Origin of the sequence: Flavobacterium lacisediminis, assembly GCF_025909975.1 — a bacterium.
GTDB lineage: Bacteria > Bacteroidota > Bacteroidia > Flavobacteriales > Flavobacteriaceae > Flavobacterium > Flavobacterium lacisediminis.
The window spans coordinates 55185-78644 of record NZ_JAPCIO010000006.1 but is presented as its reverse complement, the minus strand read 5'-3'; the positions used below and the strand labels follow the sequence as shown (position 1 = coordinate 78644).

The 23460-nt window shown below is 32.6% G+C and carries 23 protein-coding genes and 1 other RNA gene; 16 read left to right on the top strand and 8 right to left on the bottom strand.

Annotated features, from left to right (window positions below; translation table 11 throughout):
• Positions 1-5 precede the first annotated feature (5 nt).
• Positions 6-1049 carry a porin gene (locus OJ995_RS09675; RefSeq protein WP_264369229.1) on the top strand — a complete coding sequence of 348 codons (1044 nt, stop codon included), beginning with the start codon at positions 6-8 and terminating at the stop codon, positions 1047-1049.
• Here the strand turns inward: OJ995_RS09675 and OJ995_RS09670 are convergent.
• Both OJ995_RS09670 and OJ995_RS09665 read right to left on the bottom strand, forming a co-directional pair.
• A complete protein-coding gene (locus tag OJ995_RS09670) occupies positions 1021-1404 on the bottom strand; it encodes a ribosomal maturation YjgA family protein (RefSeq protein WP_264369228.1) in 384 nt (127 codons plus the stop codon). The genes OJ995_RS09675 and OJ995_RS09670 overlap by 29 nt on opposite strands.
• Positions 1404-2819 (bottom strand): L-serine ammonia-lyase, encoded by a 1416-nt coding sequence (locus OJ995_RS09665; protein WP_264369227.1) that lies wholly within the window; start codon positions 2817-2819, stop codon positions 1404-1406. The genes OJ995_RS09670 and OJ995_RS09665 overlap by 1 nt, the downstream gene beginning before the upstream one ends.
• Before the next feature lie 152 nt (positions 2820-2971).
• Here OJ995_RS09665 and OJ995_RS09660 point away from each other — a divergent pair, with 152 nt between their 5' ends.
• From OJ995_RS09660 to OJ995_RS09645, 4 genes are all read left to right on the top strand, one after another.
• Positions 2972-3880, top strand: a complete 909-nt coding sequence (locus OJ995_RS09660; RefSeq protein ID WP_264369226.1) for an EamA family transporter — start codon at positions 2972-2974, stop codon at positions 3878-3880.
• Positions 3881-4015: 135 nt separating this feature from the next.
• The gene (gene dnaK / locus OJ995_RS09655) at positions 4016-5902 is read left to right on the top strand and encodes a molecular chaperone DnaK (protein ID WP_264369225.1); all 1887 of its coding nucleotides are present in this window, start codon (positions 4016-4018) and stop codon (positions 5900-5902) included.
• A gap of 119 nt (positions 5903-6021) precedes the next feature.
• Positions 6022-6642 (top strand): hypothetical protein, encoded by a 621-nt coding sequence (locus OJ995_RS09650; RefSeq protein WP_264369224.1) that lies wholly within the window; start codon positions 6022-6024, stop codon positions 6640-6642.
• Between the two features lie 55 nt (positions 6643-6697).
• Positions 6698-7648: an NAD(P)H-dependent flavin oxidoreductase gene (locus OJ995_RS09645; RefSeq protein WP_264369223.1), complete on the top strand. Its 951-nt coding sequence runs from the start codon at positions 6698-6700 to the stop codon at positions 7646-7648.
• 32 nt (positions 7649-7680) lie between these two features.
• On the opposite strand, the gene OJ995_RS09640 is transcribed toward OJ995_RS09645, so the two are convergent.
• Positions 7681-8724: a glutaminyl-peptide cyclotransferase gene (locus OJ995_RS09640; RefSeq protein WP_264369222.1), complete on the bottom strand. Its 1044-nt coding sequence runs from the start codon at positions 8722-8724 to the stop codon at positions 7681-7683.
• A gap of 88 nt (positions 8725-8812) precedes the next feature.
• Between OJ995_RS09640 and ffs the strand changes: the two genes are divergently transcribed.
• The 4 genes from ffs (at position 8813) to fsa (ending at position 11628) form a co-directional block, all read left to right on the top strand.
• An RNA gene (gene ffs, locus OJ995_RS09635) (signal recognition particle sRNA small type) lies at positions 8813-8910 on the top strand.
• Positions 8911-8978: 68 nt separating this feature from the next.
• Entirely contained in the window at positions 8979-9977 is a 999-nt protein-coding gene (locus OJ995_RS09630; RefSeq protein WP_264369221.1) for an enolase C-terminal domain-like protein, read from the top strand.
• A gap of 37 nt (positions 9978-10014) precedes the next feature.
• Positions 10015-10818: an SDR family oxidoreductase gene (locus tag OJ995_RS09625; RefSeq protein ID WP_264369220.1), complete on the top strand. Its 804-nt coding sequence runs from the start codon at positions 10015-10017 to the stop codon at positions 10816-10818.
• Between the two features lie 153 nt (positions 10819-10971).
• Positions 10972-11628, top strand: a complete 657-nt coding sequence (gene fsa, locus OJ995_RS09620) for a fructose-6-phosphate aldolase (protein WP_026726663.1) — start codon at positions 10972-10974, stop codon at positions 11626-11628.
• A gap of 67 nt (positions 11629-11695) precedes the next feature.
• Here the strand turns inward: fsa and OJ995_RS09615 are convergent, their stop codons facing one another.
• Positions 11696-13099 (bottom strand): TlpA family protein disulfide reductase, encoded by a 1404-nt coding sequence (locus OJ995_RS09615; RefSeq protein ID WP_264369219.1) that lies wholly within the window; start codon positions 13097-13099, stop codon positions 11696-11698.
• 156 nt (positions 13100-13255) lie between these two features.
• Here OJ995_RS09615 and OJ995_RS09610 point away from each other — a divergent pair, with 156 nt between their 5' ends.
• From OJ995_RS09610 to OJ995_RS09585, 6 genes are all read left to right on the top strand, one after another.
• Positions 13256-14875 (top strand): ABC-F family ATP-binding cassette domain-containing protein, encoded by a 1620-nt coding sequence (locus OJ995_RS09610; protein ID WP_133606512.1) that lies wholly within the window; start codon positions 13256-13258, stop codon positions 14873-14875.
• Between the two features lie 94 nt (positions 14876-14969).
• Positions 14970-15509 (top strand): bifunctional pyr operon transcriptional regulator/uracil phosphoribosyltransferase PyrR, encoded by a 540-nt coding sequence (pyrR, locus tag OJ995_RS09605; RefSeq protein WP_264369218.1) that lies wholly within the window; start codon positions 14970-14972, stop codon positions 15507-15509.
• A 24-nt stretch (positions 15510-15533) separates the two neighbouring features.
• Complete coding sequence (locus tag OJ995_RS09600; protein ID WP_133606516.1) at positions 15534-16463, top strand: aspartate carbamoyltransferase catalytic subunit; 930 nt, start codon at positions 15534-15536, stop codon at positions 16461-16463.
• Between the two features lie 27 nt (positions 16464-16490).
• Positions 16491-16823: a ribonuclease Z gene (locus OJ995_RS09595; RefSeq protein ID WP_264369217.1), complete on the top strand. Its 333-nt coding sequence runs from the start codon at positions 16491-16493 to the stop codon at positions 16821-16823.
• A 73-nt stretch (positions 16824-16896) separates the two neighbouring features.
• Positions 16897-17802, top strand: coding sequence for a ribonuclease Z (locus tag OJ995_RS09590; protein ID WP_264369216.1), 906 nt, complete (start codon positions 16897-16899; stop codon positions 17800-17802).
• 1 nt (position 17803) lies between these two features.
• On the top strand, positions 17804-18460 hold the full coding sequence (locus tag OJ995_RS09585; RefSeq protein ID WP_264369215.1) for an HAD family hydrolase: 657 nt from the start codon (positions 17804-17806) through the stop codon (positions 18458-18460).
• Here the strand turns inward: OJ995_RS09585 and OJ995_RS09580 are convergent.
• From OJ995_RS09580 to OJ995_RS09565, 4 genes are read right to left on the bottom strand one after another with little or no spacing between them, the layout of a single operon-like run.
• Entirely contained in the window at positions 18457-19917 is a 1461-nt protein-coding gene (locus tag OJ995_RS09580) for an FAD-binding domain-containing protein (RefSeq protein WP_264369214.1), read from the bottom strand. The two genes, OJ995_RS09585 and OJ995_RS09580, sit on opposite strands and share 4 nt — an antisense overlap.
• A 37-nt stretch (positions 19918-19954) precedes the next feature.
• Positions 19955-21241: a cryptochrome/photolyase family protein gene (locus OJ995_RS09575; protein WP_264369213.1), complete on the bottom strand. Its 1287-nt coding sequence runs from the start codon at positions 21239-21241 to the stop codon at positions 19955-19957.
• Positions 21242-21253: 12 nt separating this feature from the next.
• Complete coding sequence (locus tag OJ995_RS09570; RefSeq protein WP_264369212.1) at positions 21254-21952, bottom strand: SDR family NAD(P)-dependent oxidoreductase; 699 nt, start codon at positions 21950-21952, stop codon at positions 21254-21256.
• Positions 21953-21956: 4 nt separating this feature from the next.
• Complete coding sequence (locus OJ995_RS09565; protein WP_264369211.1) at positions 21957-22424, bottom strand: SRPBCC family protein; 468 nt, start codon at positions 22422-22424, stop codon at positions 21957-21959.
• Between the two features lie 135 nt (positions 22425-22559).
• Between OJ995_RS09565 and OJ995_RS09560 the strand changes: the two genes are divergently transcribed.
• The gene (locus OJ995_RS09560; RefSeq protein WP_264369210.1) at positions 22560-23411 is read left to right on the top strand and encodes a DUF2911 domain-containing protein; all 852 of its coding nucleotides are present in this window, start codon (positions 22560-22562) and stop codon (positions 23409-23411) included.
• Positions 23412-23460: the final 49 nt, after the last annotated feature.

Below are 23460 nucleotides of genomic sequence, written 5' to 3'. Positions count from 1 at the left end.
TATCAATGAGATTTATTTTAATTCTAATATTACTTCCTTTTTCAATCTTCTCACAAGAAAAAGATTCCTTAAAAATTAAAGTTTCGGGTTTTTTAGAAACGTATTATGCGTATGATTTTAGCAGTCCAACCACGGATAGCAAACTTCCATTTATGTACAATTATAACCGTCATAACGAGTTTAATGTGAACAATGGATTAATTCGTGCACAATTACAATACGGTAATACTTATGCATCAATTGCTGTTCATGCAGGAACATATGTTGATGATAATTACGCTTCGGAAGATATAAAATTATTGAGTGAAGCTTATGTAGGAATTTATTTGAATGATAATAAGAAATCATCAATTGAAGTTGGAATCATGCCAAGTTACATTGGATTTGAATCGGCAACAACGGCTACCAATTTGACTTTAACACGTTCTATTTTAGCAGAGAATTCGCCTTATTTTATGACAGGAATCAAATATAAGTATGAACCAAATGATAAATGGAGCTTTTCTGGATTAGTAACAAACGGTTGGCAACGAATTAATAAGTCACAAAAAGACGTTACTCCATCTTTTGGAACTCAAATTACATACAAGCCTTCTGAAAAAGCCACTTTGAATTGGAGTACTTTTATTGGAAAAGAATTTTATGGAACCGAATTAGCAATGCGTTATTTTAGTAATTTTTATTGGGACAATACATGGAATTCAAAATGGCGCACAATTTTAGGATTTGATTTTGGCATTCAAGATAGTTCTTCTTTGAATGACAAACATTTATATTGGATGAGTCCAGTTTTGATTGCACAGTATTCGATAAGTTCAAAATGGCAAACTGCGGTTAGATTTGAATATTATCAAGATGAAGATAACGTGATTATTGCCACTTCAGATGCTTTTAAAACCTCAGGAGCTTCCATAAACTTTGATTATTTACCAAATTCTAAAGTGAAATTAAGAACCGAAGCCCGTTATTTCGATTCGAAAGAAGCTATTTTCTTTGACAATAAGTCGAATAACTTTTTTGTTACAACGAGTTTAAGTTTTGAGTTTTAATAAGTTTTTCATCTATTAGAAAAGCCATCAAAGTTCCAATTATATAGCAAAGTAAATCTGACCAAAGAAAACCTTCGCCCAAAATATAATGACCTAAAGTAGTTTTTCTAATAGCAATTAACCAATTAATTTGAACCAATTGTAAGATTTCGATACTAAAACAAAAAAGTAAACCCAATAGGAGAGAAGTTGCTTTTTTCAAATCGATTAATATAAATCGAAATCCTAAATAAATCAAAACAGCATACAAAACATCTCCAATAAATAATGGAATGCCTGATATTTTCCTTGAAAGTATTCCAAGAATTAATACCAATAAAATCGTAATAAAATAGGTTATACGATCATTTTTCATTAACAATCTGCCATATTTACTGCTACAGCTAAACCACCTTCTGAAGTTTCTTTGTATTTAGAATTCATGTCTTTAGCAGTTTGCCACATGGTATTGATTACTTTGTCTAACGGAACTTTTGCATTTAAAGCATCAGTTTCTAAGGCTAATTCAGCTGCATTAATAGCTTTAATGGCACCCATAGTATTTCTTTCAATACAAGGAATTTGCACCAAACCACCAATTGGGTCACAAGTTAATCCTAAGTGATGCTCCATCGCAATTTCGGCTGCCATGGTAACTTGGGCTGGAGTTCCGCCCATTAATTCGCACAAAGCTGCTGCTGCCATAGCACTCGAAACACCAATTTCTGCCTGACAACCACCCATAGCGGCTGAAATGGTGGCTCCTTTCTTGAAGATAGAACCTATTTCACCTGCTACCATTAAAAATTGTTTGATTTCTTTTTCGCCCGCTTCATGATTTTCGATTACCAAATAATACATCAAAACCGCTGGAATAACTCCGGCACTTCCATTGGTAGGAGCAGTCACTACACGACCTAGCGAAGCATTTACTTCATTTACAGCCAAAGCAAAACAACTTACCCATTTTAAAATCTGACGGAATTTAACTTCGGTTTGTCTGATGATTTGCAACCATGAATACGGATCTTCATAAGGTAAAACACCAATCAAGTTTTTGTGCATGTCATACGCTCTTCTACGAACATTAAGTCCTCCAGGTAGAATTCCCTCTGAATGACAACCAATGTACATGCATTCTAACATCGTATCCCAAATACGAAGTAATTCGTTGTGAATTTCTTCTTCGCTACGCATGGTTTTCTCGTTTTCGTATACGATTTCCGATATTTTTTTATTTTCGGCTACACAAAAAGCCAATAATTCATCCGCTTTTTCAACCGGAAATGGAAAAGTATGTAAAATTTCTTCCTTATGATGGTCTTCTTTTTCTTTAACTACAAATCCGCCACCAATAGAATAATAGGTTTCCGAATAAGTCTCAGTATCGGTTTTGGCGGTAAAAGTTAATCCGTTGGCATGAAAAGGTAAAAAGTTTCTGTTGAAAACAATATCGGTTTCAAAACAAAACGGAATTAAGATTTCATTTCCTAAGAAAATTTCTTTCTTGTTTTTAATAGCCGAAATAATCACATCAATACTTTCCACAGGAATGTATTCAGGATCAGCGCCACTTAAACCTAACATTACCGCCAAATCTGTCGCGTGCCCTTTTCCAGTTAGTGATAAGGAACCATATAAATCTACTTTGACACCAATTACGGTATCAATAAGATTACGTTCGCGCAATTCTTTTAAAAATTGTTCGGCAGCACGCCATGGTCCAAGGGTGTGTGAACTCGAAGGTCCAACACCAATCTTTAACATATCAAAAACGGATATACATTCCATAAATTCATTTCTTTACTACAGCAAATATAGTCTTTAAAATTGAAATTAAACAACACGTAAAAGAGTTCAATTGTTATAAATCTTTTTGAATTAATAACATAAAATTGGGATTTGATTTCCTTCTTTTTTAGTTCTTTTGCAAAAAAAAAGTCATGCCAATAAATAAATATTTTTTATCTGCTTTATCTGCCTTTATTATTTGGGGATTTTTTAGTTTGGCTTTGAAACCTTTAACTAATTATGCTTCACTAGATATTTTATTCTTCCGAGTTTTCATTGCTACAGCGTTTTTGTTGGGAATTAATTTAATGTTTAGAAAATCAGTTGTTGTTGAAGCGAAGAAAACGTTCAAAGAGCTTTCCAAGAAAAAACAAAAATCAGCAGTAATCATGACGGTTGTTGGCGGAATTTTACTTGTATTAAATTGGTTTTTATTTATATATGCCGTGAATCACGTTAGCTTGCAATCGGCTTCATTTGCTTATATTATTTGTCCAATATTAACCACTGTCTTAGCGTTTATATTATTGAAAGAAAGAATTGATGTTTGGCAATGGACTGCAGTTGGTTTGTGCGTAATTAGTTGTGTGATATTATCTTATGGAAATTTCAAAGATTTGATTTACAGCGTTATAATTGCTTTAAGTTTTGGATTTTATTTGGTTTCCCAAAGAAAGAATAGTGACTTTGATAAATTCTTGATATTAACCATTCAAATGGTGATTGCTTCAGTCATATTAGTACCGTTTTATCCAAGTTTTGGTGGTGCTGTTCCAACCGAATTTCTGTTTTATTCTTTACTTTTGATTATTGTTATTGTTTTTACTATCATTCCTTTGTTTCTTAATCTTTATGCTTTAAAAGGATTAAATTCTTCAACTGTTGGGATTTTGATGTATACTAATCCATTGATTCATTTCTTTTTAGCGATTTTCTATTTTAAAGAATCAGTTTCAATTGCTCAAATCGTTTCTTATTCTTTGATTTTGATTTCTATTTTGGTTTTCAATATGACTAATTTTAGAAATTTAAGTCAGAATAGAATAAAAAAAGCAACATAAAACGACATTTTGTCAGTTTAAAAAACCTGACAAAAGCTGTTTTCTGTCAATTTTCTGTATTTTTCGTTATGGCACAATCATTGAATTAGAGTCATCGAGTTTAAAATTGAAATTTAAAATCTAACAAGTATAAAAATGAGCAAAATTATTGGAATCGACTTAGGAACAACCAACTCATGTGTGGCTGTAATGGAAGGTGGAGAACCTGTTGTAATTGCAAACGCAGAAGGTAAAAGAACAACACCATCTGTTATTGCATTTGTAGAAGGTGGAGAAATTAAAGTTGGAGATCCGGCAAAAAGACAAGCAGTAACTAACCCAACAAAAACGATTGCATCTATCAAACGTTTTATGGGGAACAAGTACACTGAAAGTGCTAAAGAAGCTTCAACAGTAGCTTACAAGGTAGTAAAAGGGGACAACGATACACCACGTGTTGATATCGATGGTCGTTTATACACACCACAAGAATTGTCTGCAATGACACTTCAAAAAATGAAAAAAACAGCTGAAGATTATTTAGGTCATTCAGTTACTGAAGCAGTTATTACTGTTCCAGCTTACTTTAACGATGCGCAACGTCAGGCTACGAAAGAAGCAGGTGAAATCGCAGGTTTAAAAGTAATGCGTATTATCAATGAGCCTACAGCAGCAGCTTTAGCTTATGGATTAGACAAACAAGGTAAAGACCAAAAAATTGCAGTTTACGATTTAGGTGGAGGTACATTTGATATTTCTGTATTAGAATTAGGAGACGGAGTTTTTGAAGTTTTATCTACAAACGGAGATACACACTTAGGTGGAGATGATTTTGACCAAGTAATTATCGATTGGTTAGCTAACGAATTCAACGCAAATGAAGGTGTTGATTTACGTAAAGACCCAATGGCATTACAACGTTTAAAAGAAGCAGCTGAGAAAGCTAAAATTGAATTATCAGCTTCTGCTCAAACAGAAATCAACTTACCATACGTAACAGCTACGGCTTCTGGACCAAAACACTTAGTTCAAACATTAACAAGAGCAAAATTCGAGCAATTAGCTGAAACTTTAGTAAAACGTTCTATGGAACCTGTTGCTAAAGCGTTAAAAGACGCTGGTTTATCAGTTTCTGATATCGATGAAGTTATCTTAGTAGGAGGTTCAACTCGTATTCCTGTTATCCAAGAACAAGTAGAGAAATTCTTCGGAAAAAAACCATCAAAAGGAGTAAATCCTGATGAAGTAGTAGCAATTGGAGCTGCAATTCAAGGTGGAGTTTTAACTGGTGAGGTAAAAGACGTATTATTATTAGACGTTACACCACTTTCATTAGGTATTGAAACTATGGGAAGTGTAATGACTAAATTAATTGAGTCTAATACTACTATTCCAACAAGAAAATCTCAAGTTTTCTCAACAGCAGCAGATAATCAGCCATCGGTGGAAATCCACGTTATTCAAGGAGAAAGACCAATGGCAAATGATAATAAAACAATTGGTCGTTTCCATTTAGATGGTATTCCACCAGCACCAAGAGGTGTTCCTCAAATTGAAGTAACATTTGATATTGATGCTAATGGTATCATCAAAGTTTCTGCTACTGATAAAGGAACAGGTAAATCGCATGATATTCGTATCGAAGCTTCTTCAGGTTTAACAGCAGAAGAAATCGAAAAAATGAAAAAAGATGCTGAATTAAATGCTGAAGCTGATAAATTGGCTAAAGAAAGAGCAGACAAGTTAAACGAAGCTGATTCGATGATTTTCCAAACAGAAAGTCAATTAAAAGAAATTGGTGATAAATTAACTGCTGAACACAAAACAGCTATCGAATACGCTTTAACTGAATTGAAAATGGGTCATGAATCTCAAGATTTAGATGCTATTCAAAAAGGTTTAGATAATGTAAATGCAGCTTGGAAAACAGCTACAGAAGAAATGTACAAATCACAAGAGCAAGGAGGAGCTTCTCAAACTGAGCCACAAGCAAGCGCTTCAGGAGACCAAACTCAAGATGTAGATTTCGAAGAAGTAAAATAATTTACAAATCGTAAATACATTTAAAACCGAATCAGAAATGATTCGGTTTTTTTGTTTCATAAAATTCAATCCTATCTATTTTTTTGTATATTAGGAACTTAATTTAACAACCTACTATTATGAAAAAACTATTTTTACTTCTTGTTTTATTGGTATCAACTATTGGTTTTGCTCAAAAAGGCAAAGGAAAATCAGCTGCAAAAAATGTTGTTTTAACTAAAGTTGATAACATATCTGCTGAAATTATTTCTGAAAAGTCAGGAAAGCGAGTAGTTCTTTTTGTGAAAAATGGAGATAAAATAGATACATTAGAAGTTAAAAAGTTAGACAAAGTAGATTTTAAACCAACTAATTTTACCGTAAAAAGTTTTACAACTCAAGGTAAAAAGTTTTATCATGTAAATTGGAAAGAAGAAATTAAATTAGATACCAAATTAAAAAAAGAAAATGGTGTAGTTACAGAAGACCAACTTTGGGACACCGAAACCAAAACACTTTTGTTAGGAAATATTCATAAATCATCTCATATAAAAGAAACCATTTTTTTAGATAAAAATAAAACAGCTTCTCATGATGTGGAAAAAAACAGAAGTGAAGGTTTCGAATTTACTTTAAACGCTGATGGTAGTTTTGTATTGAAAACTAAAACTCAAAACAGTACTTATGTTTATAATACAGCTTCAAGTAAGTATGAGATTAAAGGCGCTCCAAAAACTTCTGGACCCAAAAAGAAAAAGTAATATGCGCGCATAGTATTTTATTTTTTCTTATATTTGAAAATAAATTCAAATAAAAATGGAAAAACAATCGTTGACTTCGCTTTTACAAATTACACATCCAGTAATTATGGCTCCTATGTTTTTGGTATCAAATACTAAAATGGTTATTGAAGGAATGAAAAGTGGTGTTGCAGGTTGTATTCCAGCATTGAATTATAGAACTTTAGAGGAATTAAAAGCTGCAATTCAAGAATTAAAAGTTGCTAAAGTTCCAGGAGGAAGTTTTGGATTTAATTTGATTGTCAATAAATCAAATGTAAAATACAAAGAACAATTACGTATTTTATGTGAAGAAAAAGTTGATTTTATTTTAACTTCCTTAGGTTCGCCAGAAGAAACTATTAATGAAGCACATAAAGTAGGAATCAAAGTATTTTGTGATGTAACCGATTTAGCTTTCGCAAAAAAAGTAGAGAGTTTAGGAGCTGACGCATTAGTAGCAGTAAACAATCAAGCTGGTGGACACAGAGGAAATATCAGTCCAGAAGAACTTATAAAATCTTTAAATGAAAATACTTCGTTACCTGTAATTTCTGCTGGTGGAGTAGGAAGTAAGGCTGATTTAGATAAAATGCTTAGCTATGGAGCCGTTGGTGTTTCTGTGGGAAGCCCGTTTATAGCTTCAGTTGAATCTGGAGTTTCTAACGAATACAAACAAGCTTGTGTCGATTATGGTGCGAAAGATATTGTAATGACTGAACGAATTTCTGGAACACCGTGTACTGTAATCAACACGCCTTATGTTCAAAAAGTTGGAACCAAACAAACTTGGTTAGAAACGCTATTAAATAAAAGTAAAACTTTAAAAAAATGGGTCAAAATGATACGTTTTTATATCGGAATGAAAGCCACCGAAAAAGCAGCAACACAAGTAACTTACAAAACGGTTTGGGTAGCTGGTCCAAGTATTGAAAATACGAAAGCTATTTTACCAGTTAAGGATATAGTAATGAAATTGGTTTCATAAATTTAATTATCGAAACCAATTTCTTTTTTAGTTTACTCAACAGTAATCTCAAAAGTTTTATCCCAATTCTTACCCGTAACAAAATACGTTTTGGTAGTAGGGTTGTAAGCGATTCCATTTAAAACATCTATTTCTACATGTTTTGTAACTTTTGTTTTTAATTCACTTAGATTAATAATAGCTTCGATGGAACCATTCTTAGGATTTATAATAGCAATAGCATCTTTTTGATACACGTTTGCCCATATTTTACCATTAACCCATTCCAATTCATTAACGGCTTCAATCTTAGCGCCATTGGTGTAAACGTTAATATAATCTTCAACTTTTAAAGTTTCTGAATTTAAAATGTAGATTTTTTCAGAACCATCACTCATGTAAAGTTTTTCACCATCATTAGTAATTCCCCATCCCTCCATTTCGTAAGGAAATGTTTTTTCTAATTTAAAAGTTTTTGCATCATACACAAAACCTGTTTTTTCTTGCCAAGTCAATTGATAGATTTTGTCCTTTAAAATAGTAATTCCTTCTCCAAAATACTTATCTTCTAACTTAATTTGTTCGGTTACTTTTCCTGTTTTATAATCAGTTTTTCTCAAAGTTGATTCTTTGTATTGTCCCGTTCCTTCTAATAAAACACCATTATAGAATTCAAAACCTTGTGTGTACGCATTGATATCGTGCGGATATGTATTGACAATTTTATAGTTCAAAATCTTTGGTTCTGCACTCGCATAAATGGAAAATCCAGAGGTGATATCAATATTTTGCCCTTCAAAATAAACTAAAGCTTTAATAGTTTGGTTTCCTAATTTCTGATTGCTCAATGCAAAAGGCAATTTTTCATTTCCTTTTACCGAACCAATTTTAACTTCGTTAATGTAGTAAACAACAGAATCTATTGTCTTGTTTTCTTTGTTTTGAAGAACCAAATCAATGCTTTCTTCTAACTTAAGAATAGGTTTTATCGTAGGATTTTCAATCGAAAATAAATTTTTTAATGCATTTTCATCATCTTTACACGAAGTAGAAATTACACCTAAAACAATGAAAGCGAATAGCTTAACTTTTAACATGGTTGAAATATTTAATAAGGTAAATATACAATGATTTTTTATACTCACAATTGCCTTGCAAAAATATAAAAAGGTTGTATATTTGCACCGGCAAGTCCTACACGACCAGCTCCTGCAGACTCCTCCAGGGTGGGAACACAGCAAAGGTATGTGGTTGTAGCGGTGCGATGTAGGTCGCTTGCCATTTTTTATTTCTTTTGAATTGTTGTCCCGATTGTTCGGGATTTTTTATTTTTACACCAATTCTAATTCCTATGCAAATTACTTGGCAAATTGTTCGCTTAGAACTAAAAGAAACGTTTTCAATTAGTTATGGAAATTATACGTTTAGAGAAGCCCTGATTGTTTCGATTTCCAAGAACGGAAAAACAGGTTATGGCGAATGCACAGCAATAGATTATTACGGAATTAACTTGTCAGATTTCACTAAGAAGTTAGCCGAAATTCAAACCCAAATTGAAAAACAATCCATAAATCATCCTTCCGAATTTTATGTTTTTTTAGAAAGTTTACAATTGCATTCCTTTTTGCGTTCGGCTTTAGATTGTGCGTATTGGGATTTATACGGAAAGTTAGAAAACAAAAGTTTTTTAGAATTGAATTCGATTGAAGTAAAACAATTACCCGAATCTTCTATCACAATAAGTGTCGCACCAATAGAAGAACAATTGAAAAAAATAGCAAAATCCGATTGGAATAAATTCAAAGTAAAATGGAATCATTACGATGAAAAAGCGTTGGATTTATTACTGAATTGTGAAAAAGAAATCGCTTTAGATGCGAACGGAAGTTTTTCAATTTCCGAATGTCAGCAATTAGAAGAAAATCCGTTATCAGCTCAATTTACTTACATTGAACAACCCATGAAAATCGGAATTTCAAATTATTCCCATTTGAATGCAACTAAATTTGCGAATTGGATGGCCGATGAAGATTGCCAAGAGCAAGCAAAACTTTCCGATTTAAAATCACATTATAAAACCATCAACATCAAACTAGTCAAAACGGGTGGATTGACTCCAGCTTTACAACTAATTAAAGAAGCGCGAGCAAACGATTTCAAAATCATGATAGGTTGTATGACCGAATCTACTGTAGGAATTTCAGCTGGTTCTGTTTTAGTTCCGTTAGTGGATTATGTAGATTTAGATGGTGCGAATTTAATTGCCAACGACATCGCTTTTGGAAGCACCATCGAAAAAGGAAAAGTGCTGCTTTCGGAGAAAGTTGGGTTAGGAATTTCCTTGAAATAATATAAAGCCGTATTTTCGCAATATAATTCACATTAAAATGAGTAAAGTAGTATTAATTACAGGTGGTTCATCAGGAATTGGAAAATCAATAGGCGCGTTTTTGCATCAAAAAGGTTTTGTGGTGTATGGCACAAGCCGAAATCCTGAGAAAATCACCAATTCAATATTTCCATTAGTAGCTTTGGATGTTCGCGATAAGCAAAGTATTGTCAATTGTGTAGCTGAAGTTATCCAGAAATCAGGACGATTGGATATTGTAATTAATAACGCTGGAGTAGGAATTACTGGACCAATTGAAGAAATCCCAACAGAGGAAATCCGAAACAATTTTGAAACGAATTTATTTGGTCCAATTGAAGTGATGAAATCGGTTTTACCTCAAATGCGTGAACAAAAATCGGGTTTAATCATTAATATTACTTCGATTGCTGGTTATATGGGATTGCCTTATCGAGGCATTTATTCGGCTTCAAAAGGCGCTTTAGAATTAATTACCGAAGCTTTACGAATGGAAGTAAAATCCTTCGGAATCCAAATTACGAATGTAGCTCCAGGCGATTTTGCTACTAATATTGCAGCAGGACGTTATCATGCTCCGGTTGTTAAAGGTTCGGCTTACGAAGTTCCTTACGGAAACACCTTAAAAGAAATGGATTCGCACGTGGATAGCGGCAGTAATCCAAACGAAATGGCAGAAGCAATTTTCGCTATCATTCAAACCGATAAACCAAAAGTACATTATAAAGTTGGGGCTTTCATGCAAAAGTTTTCTATTGTGTTAAAACGCATTTTGCCTGATACGATGTATGAGAAAATGTTGATGAATCATTATAAACTTTAACAACATCAAAATTCAATATCAAGTTCAATATCAATTATTTAACAAAAGTATTTTATTTTTTAAATTGATTTTTGAAATTGTCATTGTCATTGCATTTTGAATTCTTACTTTTGCATTTCAAAACAACACACAATACTTTAAAATTTAAAAAAGATGAAATTTTTTATTGACACAGCTAATTTAGAGCAAATTAAAGAAGCACAAGAATTAGGAATTTTAGATGGCGTTACTACAAACCCATCGTTAATGGCTAAAGAAGGCATTACAGGAAAAAACAATATCCTAAAACACTACGTAGATATTTGTAACATTGTTGACGGTGATGTAAGTGCAGAAGTTAATGCAATGGATTTAGAAGGTATGATTAGAGAAGGTGAGGAGTTAGCTGACTTACACGAACAAATCGTAGTGAAATTACCTATGACTAAAGAAGGTGTAAAAGCATGTAAATATTTCTCTGATAAAGGAATCAAAACTAATGTTACTTTGATTTTCTCTGCTGGACAAGCTTTATTAGCTGCAAAAGCTGGAGCAACTTATTGTTCACCTTTCTTAGGAAGATTAGATGATGTTTCTACAGATGGTTTAAATTTAATCGATGAAATTCGTCAAATTTATGATAACTACGGATTTGAAACTCAAATTTTAGCAGCTTCTGTACGTCACACAATGCACGTAATTAACTGTGCTAAAATTGGAGCTGATGTTATGACTGGACCATTATCTTCAATTACTGGATTATTAAAACATCCTTTAACTGATATCGGAATTGCTCAGTTTATTGCTGATTATGAAAAAGGAAATAAATAATTTTCCTAGACTTGATATAATAAAAAAGCGTTCTGATTAGAACGCTTTTTTTATGATTGTATTTTTGTTATTTCAAATTCTGTTCAAAATTCACGTCAAATAAATTGGCAAAACCATTTTTAATCGTACCGTCAGCTTTTAATATTATGATTCTGTGAATTTTTGTTATTACCCATTGTTTTCTTATTGTTTCAAAGTCAACGGCATGTAGTTCATTTACGTCTTCAAAATTGTATTTTTTAAGAGCGTTTTCCCAATTGATTTTAGTATCGTTTACATTTACAGCAATAAATTCATACTCAGGATATTTCGCTTTTAAATCAGTAATTTTCTTGTGTGAAGCTACAAAATGAGATTCTGCATGACTTGTCCAAAAGAATAATATAGTTGGTTTTTTTATAATATTATTAATGTCTATCGGTTGGTTTGCTGTATCAATCAAATCGATTTTCGGCAAACGATTCCCAACTTTTAAATTCTGTACGGAATTATATATTTCGGTAATTTCTTTTTTGTTTTTCGCATCAGTAGTTAGTTGTAAATAACGCTCAATGAATTTTTGATTGTTGTACATGTTTTGATCTTCTAACAAATACATCATGGCTACATTATTCAATACCACATTTTTAACTTTCTGACTTTTAATTAAAGTATCCGTAATATTTAATTTCTCAATATTATTTTCTAACGAATTTTCATTTAGGTCCAAATGATCTTTTTGTAAGGCAACATTGTTTAACATTACACTTACATATTTAATAAATGGAGAATAGTTGGTTAAAAGTGTATTTTCAAAATCTACTTCTTTTCTATGCTCGTAATAATTAGAAGGCAACTTCGTTCTAATGTTTTCACCAGTTCTAAACTGATGTGCGTAAGGATAAATTTCTTTTTTTGTGATGTGATGAAAATCAAGACAAGCTTTTGCTACTAAGTCAAAATTTTCGTCCCAACCAATTTCTGCTTTTCTTTTTAAGTAAAAAGATTTACGAATAGCAAAACTAGAGTCGATATTCTTGATAAAACTTTTAACATCTTTATCAAAATTATCATACATCAAAGAGCGATCGGCTTCATTTTTTAAATACAATTCCATCAAAAAATTGTTTTTCTCATCGCCACGACCACAAAAAACAACTGAATTATCAAAGTCAAAAGTATTAACACGTACCATTAAACTATCATTCTTATCAAAATAGACATATTGATATTCAGGATCATGTTTAAAAGAATATAAACCTGGCGCTAATGAATCAAATTTATGCATGAAGCGATTGTTTTTATCCAGATAAATAGTGTCAATCACTTCATCATCTTTTAAAAACAATACATATTTCTCTTGAGGATTCAAGACCTCCCCGCCAAAATAAGCCACGAAATTATCTTCCTTGAAGACTTTTTTACAAGAAGTCAAAGTAGAGAAAAGGGCGATAGATAGGGGTAAAAAATATTTAATGTAATTTTTAATCATGCATTTGATTATTAATTTCTGAACAAATGTATCAGTTATATTCAAATCTTGTTGTTAAGGTACAGTTAAAATAAACCTATATTAATTCTAAATTAAAGTGTTCAAAAATCTACTATTTTTAGTACTTTTGCAACAGTTTTATAAAAAAATACAAAAATGTTAACAGTTTCAAATTTATCGGTTCAATTTGGGAAACGAATTTTATTCGATGAAGTAAATACAACTTTCACACAAGGTAACTGCTACGGAATCATTGGTGCTAATGGTGCTGGGAAATCTACTTTCATGAAAATCATAGCAGGGGAGATGGAACCAACGTCTGGTAGAGTAATTCTTGAACCAGGAAAACGTATGTCGGTTTTAAACCAAAATCACAACTTATTTGACGAATATACAGTTTTAGAAACTGTTTTAATGGGAAATAAAGTATTGCATGCTATTAAAACAGAAATGGATGCTTTATATGCTGATTATACAGATGAAAACGCCAACAGAATTGGAGAATTGCAATTGCAGTTTGACGAAATGAACGGTTGGAATGCAGAAAGCGATGCCGCAACTATGCTATCTAACTTAGAAATTGGAGCAGAACATCATTATACTTTGATGGCTGATTTGGACGGAAAGCTTAAAGTTCGTGTGTTATTAGCACAAGCTTTATTCGGAAATCCTGATGTATTGATTATGGATGAGCCTACCAACGATTTGGATTTTGAAACCATTGGTTGGTTAGAGAATTTCTTAGCAAATTATGAAAATACGGTTTTAGTAGTTTCGCATGACCGTCACTTTTTAGATGCGGTTTGTACGCACGTTTCAGATATCGATTTCGGAAAAATCACACATTATTCTGGAAATTACACGTTTTGGTACGAATCTTCGCAATTAGCAGCACGTCAAAAAGCACAACAGAATAAGAAAGCTGAAGAGAAAAAAGCTGAATTAGAAGAATTTATTCGTCGTTTTAGTGCGAATGTGGCAAAATCGAAACAAGCAACTTCTCGTAAAAAAATGATTGAAAAATTAAATTTAGACGAGATTAAACCTTCAAGTAGAAGATATCCAGCAATTATTTTCGATGTAGAAAGAGAAGCAGGAGACCAAATTTTAAACGTTCAAGATTTATCAGCTTCAGTTGATGGAGAAACTTTGTTTAAAAATGTAGATTTAAACATGGCGAAAGGCGATAAAATTGTGGTTTTCTCTAAAGATTCTAGAGCAACAACTGCTTTTTATGAAATCTTAAACAATAAAATGACTCCAGATTCAGGAACATTTGATTGGGGAATCACTACGACACAATCGTATTTACCAGTAGATAATCATGAATATTTTGATGGAGTTGATTTAAACTTGGTAGATTGGTTACGTCAATGGGTAAAAACCGAAGAAGAGCGCGATGAAGTTTATGTTCGTGGATTCTTAGGAAAAATGATTTTCTCTGGTGAAGAAGCCTTAAAAAAATGTAACGTTTTATCAGGAGGAGAAAAAGTGCGTTGTATGTTATCGCGTATGATGATGATTAGAGCAAACGTTTTAATGTTAGACGAACCAACAAATCACTTGGACTTAGAATCGATCACGGCTTTTAATAATTCATTAAATAATTTTAAAGGTTCGGTATTGTTTACTACACATGACCACGAATTTGCGCAAACAGTAGGAAACAGAATCTTAGAATTAACACCAAATGGCGCCATCGACAGATACATGACATTTGATGAATATTTAGAAGATGACAAAATCAAAGAATTAAGAAAGAAAATGTATTCTTAATATGAATCCCGTTGCTATTTTTAGTAACGGGATTTTTTTTACAATACGATTGCTATTAGAAATATAAATTCTAAATTTGTACAAACAACACACTATGAGTCAAAAAGTTTTGCTCACTTCAAAAGAAGTACACATTATCTTGCATCGATTAGCTTGTCAACTAATTGAAAATCATTTAGATTTCTCCAACACTGTTTTAATAGGATTACAACCAAGAGGTAAATATTTAGCCGAAAGAATCAAACAAATTCTAGAATCGGATTATCAAATTCAAGACATTAAGTTAGGGTTTTTAGATATTACCTTCTTTCGTGACGATTTCAGAAGAGGTGAAAAGACATTAGAAGCTAACAAAACTCAAATTGATTTCTTAGTTGAAGATAAAAAAGTAGTTTTTATTGATGATGTTTTATATACCGGAAGAAGTATTAATGCGGCTTTAACTGCAATACAATCTTTCGGAAGACCATCAGAAGTAGAACTTTTAACCTTAATCGACAGAAGATTCAGTCGTCATTTACCGATTCAACCCGATTACAGAGGAAGACAAGTAGATGCCATTAACAATGAAAAAGTAATTGTAAAATGGCAAGAGAATGACGGTGAAGACGCTGTATATCTGGTAACTAAATAAACAACAACACACAACTACATATAAATGAAAGAATTATCAGTAAATCATTTAATCGGAATAAAATATATTACCAAACAAGATATTGATTTAATTTTCGAAACGGCTGACCATTTCAAAGAAGTTATAAATCGTCCAATAAAAAAAGTACCATCATTACGAGATGTTACGATTGCCAACATTTTCTTCGAAAACAGCACACGAACCAAATTATCTTTCGAATTAGCACAAAAACGACTTTCAGCTGATGTTATTAGTTTTTCAGCAGCACAATCTTCGGTTAAAAAAGGAGAAACTTTGATTGACACGGTAAACAATATTTTATCTATGAAAGTGGATATGGTGGTTATGCGTCATAGTAGTCCTGGAGCGGCTCATTTCTTGTCCCAAAATATTGGAGCAAGTGTAGTTAATGCTGGAGATGGCGCTCACGAACACCCAACGCAAGCCTTATTAGATAGTTTTACGATTAGAGAAAAATTAGGCGATGTAGGTGGAAAGAAAATCGTAATCGTAGGTGATATTTTACATTCAAGAGTAGCGTTATCCAATATTTTTGCACTACAAATGCAAGGTGCTGAAGTAAAAGTCTGTGGTCCAAAAACTTTGATTCCTAAATACATTGAGTCATTAGGAGTAACTGTTGAACCAAATCTAAGAAAAGCTTTAGAATGGGCAGATGTAGCTAATATGTTACGTGTTCAAAACGAACGTTTAGATGTGAGTTATTTCCCAACTACAAGAGAATATACCCAACAATACGGTGTAACCAAAGAATTATTAGATTCGTTAAATAAAGAAATCGTAATCATGCACCCTGGACCAATCAACAGAGGAGTAGAAATTACTTCAGATGTTGCCGATTCACAACAATCAGTGATTTTGAATCAGGTAGAAAATGGAGTAGCGGTTCGTATGGCAGTGATTTATTTATTGGCAAGCAAGATTAAAAATTAGTATCTTAGCGTTTATTCAAAACAGATTATGAAAGTAGATCAAAAAGGGCATACCACCATCATCAAAGACACACAAAATAATGTGGAAGCTTTTGTGGGTAAAATAACCAATGAATATCATGTGTTTCAAGGTCAAAACCTAATTTTGGATGTATCACAAGATCAATCGATTTCCAATGCCGATTTGGCTCACTTTAAAGAGTTAGCTAAAACACATAAAAAAGCAAAAAAATCAATGATTGTGGTTTCTGATGCTGTTGATTTTGATAAAGTTCCTAATTATTTAAATGTAGTTCCTTCTGTTTTAGAAGCCCATGATATGATTGAAATGGACGAAATTGAACGCGATTTAGGATTTTAATAATTAAAAATTGATAATTGAAAATTGATAATTCTGATAATTGTTAATTATTCATTATCAACTATCAATTGAAATGAAACTACAAATACTAGGCTGTTACGCAGCCACTCCTAGAACCATAACCAATCCAACATCGCAAGTTTTAGACATAAAAAACCATATGTTCTTAATTGATTGTGGTGAAGGAACACAAGTGCAATTACGCAAGCATAAAATCAAGTTTTCTCGTATTAGTCACATTTTTATTTCGCATTTACATGGCGATCATTTTTATGGATTAATTGGTTTGATTTCGACATTTATGTTATTAAATCGTGAAAATGATTTGCACGTTTATGGTCCAAAAGGAATTAAAGAAATTATCTTGTTGCAATTACGAGCTTCAGGTTCGTTTACAGGTTACAATTTATATTTCCACGAATTAGAATCAAAAGAAAGCGAAGTTATTTTTGAAGATGATGCCGTAATTGTAAAAACCATTCCGTTAAATCATCGTGTGTATACAAACGGATTTTTGTTTCAAGAAAAGCTAGGAAAACGCCATTTGAATATCGAAGCGGTTGCGAAATACAAAATTGAGAAAGTGTATTTTGATAAAATCAAATCAGGAGGTAATGTAACCTTAGATTCGGGTGAAGTGATTACAAATGAATTACTTTCGTTTCCGCCAGATGCTCCTATGAGCTATGCTTTTTGTAGCGATACTTTGTATGACGAATCTATTGTTCCGATAATTAAAGACGTGGATGTTTTATATCACGAATCTACTTTTTTAGATTCGGAAATGCAATATACGGAAAAAACCAAACACGCTACCGCAAAAGAAGCTGCTCAAATTGCGAAATTAGCTAATGTAAAAAACTTAATTTTAGGACATTATTCCACTAGATATGGTTCCATTGAACCTTTCAAAACAGAAGCACAAACTATTTTTGACAACGTACTTTTAGCCGATGACGGCAAAGAATTTGAGTTTTAATATGATACAAACTGTAATTTTCGATATGGATGGCGTAATTGTAGATACCGAACCGGTTCATCATTATGCGTATCACCAACATTTTAAGCAATTAAATATAGAAGTTACTTCCGAAATGTATGCCTCGTTTACCGGAAATTCGACACGTAATATTTTTCAGAAATTAAAAACACAATTCAATTTAGTGGAAGAGGTTGAAGATTTGATTTTAACCAAACGAAATCTTTTCAATGATGCTTTCGACTCAAAAGAAGATTTGTATTTAATTGAAGGAGTAGAAGATTTAATCAAAGATTTGCATGCAAATGGAATCCAATTAATTGTTGCTTCCTCAGCGTCAAATGTTACGATTAACAGAGTGTTTACCCGTTTTAATTTGCATCAATATTTTACCCATATTGTTTCGGGTGAAGATTTTCCGAAATCAAAACCACATCCTGCTATTTTTGAACATGCTGCGAGTTTATCGATTGCTCCAAAACAAAATTGCATCGTAATTGAAGACAGCACAAACGGAATTCAAGCCTCAGTTTCAGCTGGAATTTTTTGTGTAGGTTATAATAGTTTTCATTCCAAAAATCAAGATTTATCAAAAGCAAATGTGGTGATTCAGCACTTTAACGAATTGAATTATGAGAAAGTTCGGGATTTAAACTAACTCATTTCTCTATCTTGAAACGTGTGTTTTTCAACAATTCGTTTGCTATCTTTTTTAACGGATTCGTCTTTTCGCATCGACCAAAAGAAATCACTCGAAAATTTACGCGCTTCTTCCAAATTTACAATAGGAGAAGGATAATCGCGACCTATTTGAAAATCATACAACATTTGTTCAATTGGAGTTAATTTCCAAGGCTCATGAATAAACTCCGCTGGAATATTTGCTAATTCAGGCACCCATTTTTTGATAAAAGTGCCATCAGCATCATGTTCGTAAGAGTTTTTCACGGGATTATAAACGCGTAACGTATTAATTCCAGTTACGCCCGCTTGCATTTGAATTTGCGGATAATGTATTCCAGGTTCAAAATCCAAAAATTGTTGAGCCAAATGTGGATTGCAATTTTGCCAAGGTTGGAACAAATGATGTGTGTAAAACGAAACCACCAAAGCACGCATTCTAAAATTCAAATAACCTGTTGTATTCAAACAGCGCATACAAGCATCAACCAGTGGAACACCTGTTTTTCCGGATATCCAAGCTTTATGATATTTTTCGTTAACTTTTTGATTCAGATTGCGATAGCCTTTATTTACAGCAATAAATTCCATAGTACTTTCCATTTCGAATTTCTGAATGAAATGAGCTTGCCAACGTAAGCGTGAAGCAAAATTTGAAATCTGACGTTTGAATTTTCCTTGTTGATGAACTTCCCAAGCTTTGTTATACACTTGTCGTATAGATAAATTTCCCCAAGCAATATATGGTGATAATCGGCTACAACCTTTTCTGCCTAATTCGGGTTTAGAAATATGATTGCTATAATTTTGCACTCGTTCTTCAAAGAAAGAATGCATATAACGCAGCGCCGTAGGAACACCACCTTTTTGAAAATTTGGATTATGAACTGTATTAATCGAGGGAATATCAAATGCATTTTCTAATTCTTCAATTTCGATATATTTCACAAAACTTCTTGGTGTTGGTTGAAATGGTAAACAATCTTTATCCATATAATCATACCAATCTTCTTTCCAAGTTTTTCGGTTTTTGATACCACGAATTATACCATTTGTGATGAATTCTTTCCAGATGATTCCTTTTTCTTTAAGCAATTCAGCCACTGCTAAATCTCTTTCGTAAGTCAGTTTTATTCCTGTTTCTTGATGGGAATAAACTGTTGAAATTTCAATTTGTTCGGAAAGTTTTTTAAAAATGGTAGTCGCTTCGCCTTGAACAATTAAAATTTGGGTATGATATTTTTGCAATTCTTTTTGAAGCGCTTCTAATGATTGTTTTATAAAATCGAAATGACGTTGACTATAATGATAATCTTTCATCAACGAAGGTTCAAAAATATAAAGCAATAAAGTTTTGCCCGAAGTCGATAAGGCTTCATGTAAGGCTTCATGATCGTGCAAACGCAAATCTCTCTTGAACCAAACAACTTTCATTTTTAGGTTTTTTTATAGTGTTTAGGGCAACGCTATTTTATCCAACTGCTTCTTTATACACTTTTAAGCAACGTTCTCGAGCTTCTTTGTGGTCTACAATTGGTTTTGGATAATATTGGGTTTCCAATTCAGGAATCCATTTTTTAATATATTTTAAGTCTTTATCAAACTTCTTGATTTGTTCTGTTGGGTTGAAAATTCGGAAATACGGAGCAGCATCTACACCAGAACCAGCGGCCCATTGCCAATTCCCAACATTACTAGCCATTTCGTAATCTAATAGTTTTTGCGCAAAATAAGTTTCTCCCCAACGCCAATCGATTAACAAATGTTTGCAGAGAAAACTTGCTACAATCATTCTAACTCGGTTGTGCATGTGACCTGTTTTATTTAGTTCACGCATTCCCGCATCAACAAAAGGATAACCTGTTTTTCCTTGACACCATTTTTGAAATAATTCTTCATTGTTTTCCCAAATAATAGCATCGTATTTTGGTCTAAAACTAGCATTTTTTGTATATGGAAAATGCCATAAAATTTGCATGAAGAATTCACGCCAAATCAATTCGTTCCAAAATGTTTCGTTCTTTTCAGCGATAGCTTTTGCAATCATTTTTCGAATAGAAACAGCACCAAATCTGAGATAAATTCCCAAATACGAGGTTTTGTTTAAAGCTGGAAAATTCCGAGTTGCCTCGTAATTCTGAATTAAGTTTTCGGAAACATCAAATGGTGAAACTTTAATTGTTGATTTTTCAAAACCAATGTCTGCCAACGATAAAAAAGGGTAGGAGTGTTTCGTAATTTTATCCAATTTATCTTCAGATGGATAATGAACTAACTTGATTTTTCTAAAGTTCTCTTTCCATTTTTTAGAATATGGTGTGTAGACTACGTAAGGCGTTCCGTCGTCTTTTACGACTTCACTTTTTTCAAAAATAACTTGGTCTTTGCTAGTTAAAAACGAAATTCCATTGGCAACAAATAACTGATTCATTTCCTTATCGCGCTTGCGAGCATAAGGTTCGTAATCGTGATTGGTATAAACGGACGTAATTTTATTTTCGGAAATTAATTTGGTAAAAACTTCAATTGGATTTCCATGAAAAACCGCTAATGATTTACCAATTTTATTCAATTCCGATTGAATCTTTTCTAATTGTTCGTGAATAAAAGTAACGCGAGCATCATCTTTTGGAAGTTCCGACAAAATAATTTCGTCAAAAATAAAGATAGGTAATACTTCTTCATTACTACTTAAAGCATGAAAAAGGCCTACGTTGTCTTCGATTCTTAAATCGCGTCTAAACCAAAAAATGTTCATATTTTAATTTTGTTATCCGTTTACTAGTAATGTTGACATTCCGCCATCAACATGGAAAATTTGTCCTGAGATCCAACTACTTTTATCGCTTAATAAAAAGCTTGCCATTTGTGCACTGTCTTCTGGCTTTCCAAATCGTTTTAACGGATGGCGTTCGGCTGATTTTTCTTGTTTAGTTTCGTTGTTTAAGAATTTATCGGCTAATGGAGTATCGGTTAATGATGGAGCAATTACGTTAACTCTTATTTTTGGAGCATATTCTGCCGCTAAAGCTTTTGCAAAACCTTCAATAGCTCCTTTTGCTGCGGCAACACTCGTATGAAATGGCATTCCCATTGAAGCAGCAACACTACTAAAAAGTACAATGCTCGATTGTTCACCGGCTGTTAAATTGGGTAAAACCGCTTGAATTACTTTTACTAAACTAATGAAATTAATTTGTAAATCGGCTTCAAAAGCTTCCGGTTTTAATCCTCTAAACGGACGTAAATTAATACTTCCAGGACAATATACCAAACCATCTAAAATTGCAGGTAATTTTGATGTATCTAAAGTATCGATTGAAGCATCAAAGTGAATGTGTGTAACTTTCAAACCTGATAAATTTTCATTGGTTCTTGAAGCTACAAAAATATTGTTTCCATTCTGAAGTTCTTGTGCAATTGCTAATCCTATTCCGTAAGAACCGCCTATTAATAATATGTTTTTCATGTTTTTATCCTTTAAATTCACCATACATTTCAATTAATTTTTTTCTTCTGTATTCAAAAATTTCATTCAATTTAGGTTTTACTAAAAACGGATGAACTAATTGACCAATAATTCCCATTGGTACTTTATAATCTACAATATCTTCCATTTCAACACCACCAGGAATCTCTTTAATGAAATGTTTGTGATGCCAAAGTGCGTATGGACCAAAGCGTTGCTCGTCCACAAAATACTGCTTATCTACCACATGAGTAATTTCTGTTACCCATTTTGCTGGAATTCCTAAAACTGGTGTTACTATATATTGAATAATTTGCCCTGGAAACATAGGTCTATCTGCTCCAGATAAAATTTTGAATCCCATATATTCTGGAGTGATTTTTTGAAGGTTTTTTGGATCCGAAAGTAAATCCCAAGCTTCATCTATTGTTATGGGTAAGTTTTGTTTGGTATGTAATCGATATATTTTCATATTATTTTTTTTGTAAAGATATAAATTTGTTTAATCTTTTTAATTATAAATTAAACAAAAAATTATTCATTTAAGTTTATATTAACATTTGATTCTAATACAATTTGTAAATTTGGAAATCTAAAAACGAAACCTATGAGAAAAATTATTGTAATGTTGGCCGTAGTATTAGCCAATTTTGTTGTAGAAGCGCAAGTTAAAACGCCTCAATCAAGTCCTTTAGCAAAAGTTGAACAAGTTGTTGGTTTGACTACAGTTCAGGTCGAATACTCACGTCCAAGTGCGAAAGGAAGAACTGTTTATGGAGATTTAGTTCCATTTGGAAAAATGTGGAGAACAGGAGCAAACGCAAACACTACAGTTTCTTTCAGTGAAGATGTTAAAATTGGAGGAAAAGATTTAAAGAAAGGTAAATATGCTTTATTTACAACTCCAAAAGCAGATAGCTGGGATGTTATTTTTTATTCGGATACAAACAATTGGGGATTACCTGAAAATTGGGATGAATCTAAAGTTGCTTTAAAAGTTACAGTTAAGCCTGAGACATTGAATAAACCAGTAGAATCATTATCTATTTTCTTAAATAATTTAACTAATGATTCAGGAGTAATTGAATTATCTTGGGAAAGAACAATGGTAACCATCCCATTTACAGTTCCTACACAAGATATTGCAATGAAAAGCATTGAAAAAACATTAGCAGGTCCTTCAGCTGGTGATTATTTTTCATCAGCTCAATACTTTTATCAATCTAATGGAGATTTGAATAAAGCTTTGACTTGGGTAAACAATGCTATTTCAAATTCACCAAAAGATAAAGATGTACCTTTTTGGTATTTGAGATTAAAATCATTAATCCAAGCTAAAATGGGTGATAAAAAAGGAGCGATTGCTACAGCTAAAGAATCATTAGCATTATCAGTAAAAGCAGGAAATGCAGATTACGAAAAAATGAACAAAGACAGCATTGCTGAATGGTCAAAATAATAGTTAAGAGTTAATTCAACAAAAAGTCCCGAAATATTTCGGGACTTTT